1 pseudogene is annotated in these 347 nt (G+C 38.6%); it reads left to right on the top strand.

Annotated elements, in window-relative coordinates:
• Positions 1-221, top strand: a pseudogene (tnpA, locus tag KJS52_RS27050) (IS200/IS605 family transposase); the annotation flags it as partial.
• Positions 222-347 lie beyond the last annotated feature (126 nt).

Below are 347 nucleotides of genomic sequence, written 5' to 3'. Positions count from 1 at the left end.
ACCGACACAAGATACTTGTGGAAGAAATCGACGTAAGACTCAAAGAAATTCTTGTTCAGATTGCATCCGATAACAACTTCACTATAGCCGAAATTGAAAGCGACTCCGATCACATTCATCTCTTAGTGGAATGTACACCACAGCATTCAATATCTGGTATGATTAAAGCGTTAAAAGGTGTTTCCGCGAGACTTTTGTTTAAAGCGTTTCCTGAGATTAAATGGAGTGCTACGATAAAAATGCAGTCGCAAAACCCCCTCATATGAAATAGAATGAAAGCTGACGAGGGAGTTGAGCACGAATGAAAAGATATGACAAAGCATTTAAAGAAGAAGCCGTAAGATTAA

The sequence above is a fragment of the Paenibacillus montaniterrae genome, assembly GCF_018403185.1.
GTDB classification, from domain to species: Bacteria; Bacillota; Bacilli; order Paenibacillales; family Paenibacillaceae; genus Pristimantibacillus; species Pristimantibacillus montaniterrae.
This window is presented reverse-complemented; position numbering and strand designations above follow the sequence as displayed.